The 6950-nt window shown below is 36.7% G+C and carries 3 protein-coding genes and 1 pseudogene; all 4 read left to right on the forward strand.

All coding sequences use genetic code 11. The features are described from left to right. Nucleotides 1–131, forward strand: a 131-nt coding sequence (locus tag H4K35_RS15365) for a type IX secretion system membrane protein PorP/SprF (protein WP_182628786.1), incomplete at its 5' end; no start/stop codon positions are given. Between the two features lie 11 nt (nt 132–142). Further along, complete coding sequence (locus H4K35_RS15370) at nt 143–2104, forward strand: OmpA family protein (protein WP_182628787.1); 1962 nt, start codon at nt 143–145, stop codon at nt 2102–2104. Nucleotides 2105–3153: 1049 nt separating this feature from the next. After that, a complete protein-coding gene (locus H4K35_RS15375) occupies nt 3154–5604 on the forward strand; it encodes a hypothetical protein (protein ID WP_182628788.1) in 2451 nt (816 codons plus the stop codon). Between the two features lie 624 nt (nt 5605–6228). Continuing rightward, nucleotides 6229–6950, forward strand: a pseudogene (locus H4K35_RS15380) (hypothetical protein); the annotation flags it as partial.

Genomic DNA, 6950 nt, shown 5'->3' on the forward strand with positions numbered 1-6950 from the left:
TGATGATCGGCTATAGTTACGATGCCGAAACCAGTAAGCTGTCTCGTTACAACTCCGGATCCCATGAGATTTTTCTGCGCTTTAATTTGTTAAACAGCTTTAAGCGCGTAACCGCGCCAAGGTTCTTCTAAAATAGTTTGGTATGAAAAAAAATGTACAAAAATTTGGAATCGCTGCTGTTATTTTGTTTTCTGTGCTGACGGTAAGTTATGGTCAAACAGGGAAGGAGAAGCGTGCAGATAAAAACTTTGATCGCTTGGCCTATGCCAATGCCATTGAAATTTATGAAGGATTAGTTAATCAAGGTTACGTCAATACCTCGGTTTTACAGAACCTAGGAGATGCGTATTACTTCAACGGAAAGCTAACCGAAGCACATCAGTGGTATAGTGAACTTTTTGAAGGGGACTACAAGGACAAAAATAGTGCACTTATCCCTTCTGAATATTACTACCGTTATGCGCAAACCCTTAAAAGTCAAAAGAACTACGTGAAATCCAAGGAATTTTTGGATCAGTTTTACAAGTTGGAGGGCGGAGACTCTCGCGCAGCCTTGTATAACAAGAATCCTGATTATTTGACCCAAATTGCACGCAATTCAGATCGCTATGAGATCAAAGCATTAGCGCTCAACAGCGAATACTCCGATTATGGAGCAACTATGTTAGGCGATCAATTGATTTTTACTTCTGCGCGTGCCACTGCTGATCAAAAGGGAAATGCCATTCACTCCTGGACCAATGAAAGCTATACGAGTTTGTACAGTGCTCAAATCAGTAATGAGGGCATTGGAGAACCTGTGCGTTTACCCATGGAGAATACCAGTATTAATGAGGCAACAGCCGTATTTACTGCTGATGGAAATACGATGTATTTTACGCGTAACAACGCCAAGAGCAATGGGAAAAGCCAGCAAAATAAAGCACATACCTCTTTACTTAAAATATACAAAGCAATAAAGCAAGCGGATGGGCAGTGGGGACAGGTGGAAGAATTGCCGATCAATTCGGATGATTTTAGTACCGCCCATCCCGCTTTAACTCCCGATGGAAAGTGGTTGTACTTCGCCTCAGACCGCAAGGGAAGCATTGGACAATCCGACTTGTATCGCGTGGCTTTACACCAAAATGGTAGCTATGGCCCTGTGGAAAACCTCGGAAAAACAATCAATACAGAAGGAAGAGAGAGTTTTCCGTTTATTTCTTCCGATAACCAGCTGTATTTTTCCTCCGATGGTCATCCAGGCCTAGGGGGATTAGACGTTTTCGTTACTAAAATAAGTTCCGATGGCAATTTCGAATCAGTAGAAAATATGGGAGAGCCCATCAACAGTCCTTTAGACGATTTTAGTTTTTTTATAGACACCAAACAAAAAAAGGGTTTTATTAGTTCAAATCGCCCAGGAGGAAAAGGAGCAGATGATATTTATGCTTGGTCAGAAAAGGCGTGTAAACAAATCATCGAAGGAACCGTCTATGACAAGCAAACCAAAGTGCCGATTCCCAACGCAACTGTTGTACTCTCTGCTTCATCGAGTCAGAAAAGCGATACGCTGCGCACCGATCAGAAAGGGAATTACACAATTCCCCTGCTAATTTGTGGGGTCAATTATCATATTAAAGTAGAAGCAGAATCGTTTAATGCGATAGAAGTAGCTTTCAATTCCGATAGTGAAGCAGGCGTAAAAAGAGTCGATATCGGACTTGAAAAACCAGAAATCCCCTTAGAAGTGAATGATGATTTGTTTAGAAAGTTAAACCTAAAACCGATATACTTTGATCTTAATAAATCAGACATCCGACCAGATGCGGGCATTGAGTTGATGAAAGTGGTGGAATTAATGAAGAAATACCCAAGTTTAAAGGTAGATGTGCGCGCTCATACTGATAGCAAAGGAAAAGATGCCTATAACCTGAGTTTATCCGATCGACGCGCTAAATCAACTATGCAATGGATGATTATGCAAGGAATTGGTTCGGATCGCCTAACAGGACGTGGCTATGGAGAAACCCAATTGCTCAACCGTTGCAGTAATGGCGTTCGCTGTAGTGATGCCGAACACCAAGAAAATAGACGCAGTGAATTTATTGTTGTAGAGAAATAAGTAGTAAGAATTACTTTTTTTTATATAATCGGGCTGTGAGATGTAAAACATACAGCAGAATTGAAGGAGGGTCTATATAGTCCTCCTTCTTTTTTATATCCCATAGAACAACGCTACAGTTTAAGAGATGAAGAGCGAAAATACAGCATAGAGAAGTGAAAGGGGAATTAGCTCAAATATCAATATAAGGCTTGTATCAAAGGAGGTGAATAGCGCAAATACACCTGTATTTTTAATCCGCTGCTTGAGAAAGATACATACATCCGAGGTAGGGGGGAGTTCTACTTCACTTTTGTTGGTACAAGTTGAGAGAAGAGATTATCAAAAAAAGTAGCCCTCTTCGCAGAGTTGCGGTTTAATCCAATGAAGTATTTTGGACGTGATGCGCTCAAAATATTTGTTTTGTCAATAAAATAGGTAGAAATGAGCAAGATTCAACAAAGATGTACGAAGTTGTTGAGTCTAGTACTACACAAAAAATAAAAGGTAGGGACAATTCGCATAGGAAAATAAAGAGGTGGGTCGCAAAAGAGAAGAACAAGGAGGAGGTAAACGCTTTTTTAGACGCTAAAGGAAGCAGTTAGCAAATAAAATCGAGAAAATGGCGCGAAAGGAGCGATTCTTTATAAAAATAAAATTTAAAATAAATGAACAACTACGAGTACATCCCCGTTTTTCTATCGCTAAATTACTTTGAAGCATGTAAACGCATTTACTTTTGAGAGAAGAAAGGTAGCAACTTTGTTTATAAGTCGCGCATCTTCCAGTAAAAATCGCAGTTCCCCCCTTTTTTAAATAATTTGTTTTTTATTCTTTTTTTAACAAAAGTTAAATTGTGTATCACTAGTTTTTTACTATTTATTTTGGTTTTTTGATTCTTTTTTTAACTTTTTTGTTATTTATGTTTGTATCAAATGTTGTTTTTGTGATGTTTTCTTCCTAACGGTATTTGAAAATGTTAATAGAGTTAAAGCAACGGAAGAACGAGAATAACAAAAGGTATTCCATACTATTTATAAAATGAGAATATAAAATTAAATCAACAAATTATGAAAAAAAAATTACTTTCAGTTGCTGCATTACTGTTGGTTTCAGTTGTGCAGGCTCAAGTGGGAATTGGGACGAGTACGCCCAATAAATCTTCTGAGTTAACCATTATGTCGAGAGATAAAGGAGTGTTGATTCCAAATATCGCTTTAAAAAGTACCGTTGATAAAACAACGATTGCCAATGGTAACGTAGAAAGCCTACTAGTCTATGCCAATACAAAACAAGGAGATATTATACCTGGATTTTACTACTGGGATAAAACCAAATGGGTGAGAATTGTTCCAGATGTAGATATCGCAGATGAAGTGATTAAAAGTTTTGCAACGATCATAAATAATGAAAGCGTAGTGCAACAATTGGAACAAGTGATCCTCCATACAGAAGGTAGTGTGTTTTACGATGGCAACAAATTCGAATATATCGATGAAAATGGAGTAAATCAAATCATCGATATCACCCAAATTATCAGAACCAATGAAACGAAAACCACCTTGGTTGACAATAACGATGGTACCTATACCTATACCTCAGAGGATGGAACCCAAACGATTATCAATGTTCCACAATCTGTTATTGAGCAGTTTGCTAGCATTGTCAACAACGAATCCGTCAAGCAACAATTAGAAGAAATAATTCTACATACCCAAGGCAGTGTATTTTACGACGGAATCAAATTTGAATATGTCGATCTAAATGGGGTACATCAAATTATAGATATCTCACATATAGTCCGAACTAATGAAACGGTGACTACCCTAATCAACAATCAAAATGGGACTTACACCTATACTTCAGAGCATGGTATTCTGACGACAATCAATGTTCCTCAATCAGTCATCGAACAGTTTGAAAACATTGTTAGCAACGAAGCTGTATTAGAGCGCTTGCAACAAATAGTACTGAATACTGGTGGAATTGTGTATTTCGACGGCACTAAGTTTGAGTATAACGATGAGAATGGAAACAGACAAAGCGTTGATATTTTAACCATTGTTAAAGCCAATGAAACCCAGACTGTTTTAGTAGATAATCAAAATGGTACCTATGTCTATACCTCAGAGAATGGCACCCAAACCACGATTAATGTTCCTCAATCGATCATTGAACAGTTTGAGAATATTGTTAGCAATGATGCTGTATTACATCGACTACAACAAATTATTCTAGATACAGGAGGAAATGTCTACTTCGACGGTGCTCAATTTGAGTACAATGATGCAGATGGAAACAGGCAAATTATCAATATTTTAGACCTTGTTAGAGCCAATGAGACGAAAACGACATTAGTAGACAATCAAAATGGCACCTATACCTATACTTCAGAAAATGGTATACAAACAACAATAAATGTACCCCAATCAGTCGTTGAACAGTTTGAAAATATTATCAAGAACGAAACGGTACTTCCTCAATTACAGCAATTTATATTAGAATCGCCTAGCGTTGTGCAATACAATGGAACTGTTTTTGAATATATCGACACAGGGGGTTTTAAACATCTGATTGACGTCAATAAAATTGTCACGGACAATGAAACATTGACTGCCTTAGCCTATAACACCACTACTGGGATCTTAACCTACACAAACGAACACGGAAATACCGTTTCGGTTGATGTGAAAAATGCAGTAAAATCTTTTGAAACAGTAAGTAGTATAACGAGTAATGCAACAGCAGGGACCATTACGTTTACGAATGAAAGGGGGACTAATACCATTTTGGATATAAGATCATTGGTGAAAGCAAATGAAACGGTAACTAAATTGGTGGATCATGGCAATGGATCATTTACTTATTACAATGAAAAAGGAATCGATAATAATGGAAATGTCATAACAACTGGCGGAACCACGTTCAAGGTGCCAAAAGTAGAAAAGTACGATTTGACCAAAACGATACGATTCGTTGATGGTACATCGACAAGCCAAGGTTGGAGTTATAACGAAATGAATATGGTGTTAGGACCAAACCCACAAATATATCGCCGATCTAATGAAACTTATAAAACAGTTTATCGCGCTTTGTTCAGCGTTAATAGTAATCCTGCAAGGACGAAGTATATACATGTAGACTTTACTGTTCGGGCAACTTCAGCAAACCGTATTAATAATGCTATTGGAGCGGTGGAAGTTTTTGCCATGTTTGATGTCGAAATTTTTATAAATGGAGAATTAATGAAAACGATGAACGAAAGAATCTTCTATTTTGGAGGAAATACTAGAGGATGGGATTCTTCTTCTGGTGAATATTCTAGCATGATCGCTTTTACTGACGAGACGCGTTTAAATACTTCAGGTAATACAATTGACATTAGAATTAAACCTACTCGAAATAATTTTTTCAAAAATGCTGTTAGCACCGAATCAGGTTATTTTGTTACAGGAAATGCAATGGTAGTTGACGTTGTCTTAGAAGACAATTTAGAAATTAACCTATTTGAAAAGCAATAGACTAGCACTAGACACAAGTAATTGGATTTTTTGAAAAGAGGTGTTAACTCTTTTCTGACAAATTCCTCCGTATGTATTCCGTGTTAGAACGCGTTTAGTTGTGTTAGAAAACAGAATCATTTCCAATGAAGTTTTCTCATTTAGCAACTTTGCTGTTAGGAGAATATATATAACAAGAAATAATTTTAGAATTCTACTAGCTTAATAAAATAAAGAGACCTATGCAAATCGCAATTAGGAGAAAGCAAGCAAGTGAAATTGAGTTAAACTGTTAAAAAACAAGAACTTATCCTGAGTTCTGTTGAGAAGTATAGCAAGAACTAGCTATTCTATTGACAAAAGAAAATCCTAGAATTTGAAGATTTGGTTGAAAGGTTAGGTACCAAGCTTGTTGTGAAAGTTAAATCGTGTATCAATTGGATTTATGGGTTATTTATTGAGATTTTGATGCTTTTTTTAACTTTTTTAATGTTTAGGTTTGACTATCCTTTGTTATCCTGATTAACGCAGCTTCATTTTTATAATGATTATTGCACTTTAAGTATGGGAGGAAAATACATTGATAAAAGCTGGTTGTCTAATTATCTACAAAACTAGATTTTGTGATATTAAATTGAAAAAAATATGAAAAGAAAATTATTGTCAGTTGCAGCTGTGTTAATGGTTTCAGCTTTACATGCTCAGGTGGGGATTGGAACGACTACTCCCAATAAATCTGCTGAATTGACCATTTTATCCAAGGATAAAGGACTATTGATTCCAAACATTGCTTTAAAAAGTACTATTGATAAAACAACGATTGTCAACGGCAATGTAGAAAGCTTACTAGTTTATGCTAATGTTGAGCAAGGGGATATAAAACCTGGATTTTATTATTGGGATAAAAACAGATGGGTAAGAATTGTGACAGAAAGTGATGTATTAGATGCAAATGTGTATTATGACGGAACTAAATTTGAGTATACAGATGCCAATGGAAGTAAGCAAGCGATTGATGTAGCAGCTATTGTCAAAGCACATGAAACCCAAACGACCTTAGTCCATAACAACGATGGTACCTATACCTATACATCAGAAGATGGGACAACAGCAATAATCAATGTTCCCGCCGATGTGATTCAAGAATTTGAGACGATTATTTCCAATGAAGCGGTAAAGAATAAAGTGTTGGAGTTGATTGCTCAAAATGGAGGTAATATGTATTATGACGGAACCAAATTTGAGTATACAGATGCCAATGGAAGTAAGCAAGCGATTGATGTAGCAGCTATTGTCAAAGCACATGAAACCCAAACGACCTTAGTCCATAACAACGATGGTACCTATACCTATACATCAGAAGATGG

It is taken from the genome of Myroides sp. NP-2 (assembly GCF_014145665.1).
Classification (GTDB): Bacteria; Bacteroidota; Bacteroidia; order Flavobacteriales; family Flavobacteriaceae; genus Flavobacterium.

Coding starts and splice junctions, on each gene's coding strand:
- H4K35_RS15375 (WP_182628788.1), top strand. CDS start 3,154: ATGAAAAAAAAATTACTTTCAGTTGCTGCATTACTGTTGGTTTCAGTT.
- H4K35_RS15370 (WP_182628787.1), top strand. CDS start 143: ATGAAAAAAAATGTACAAAAATTTGGAATCGCTGCTGTTATTTTGTTT.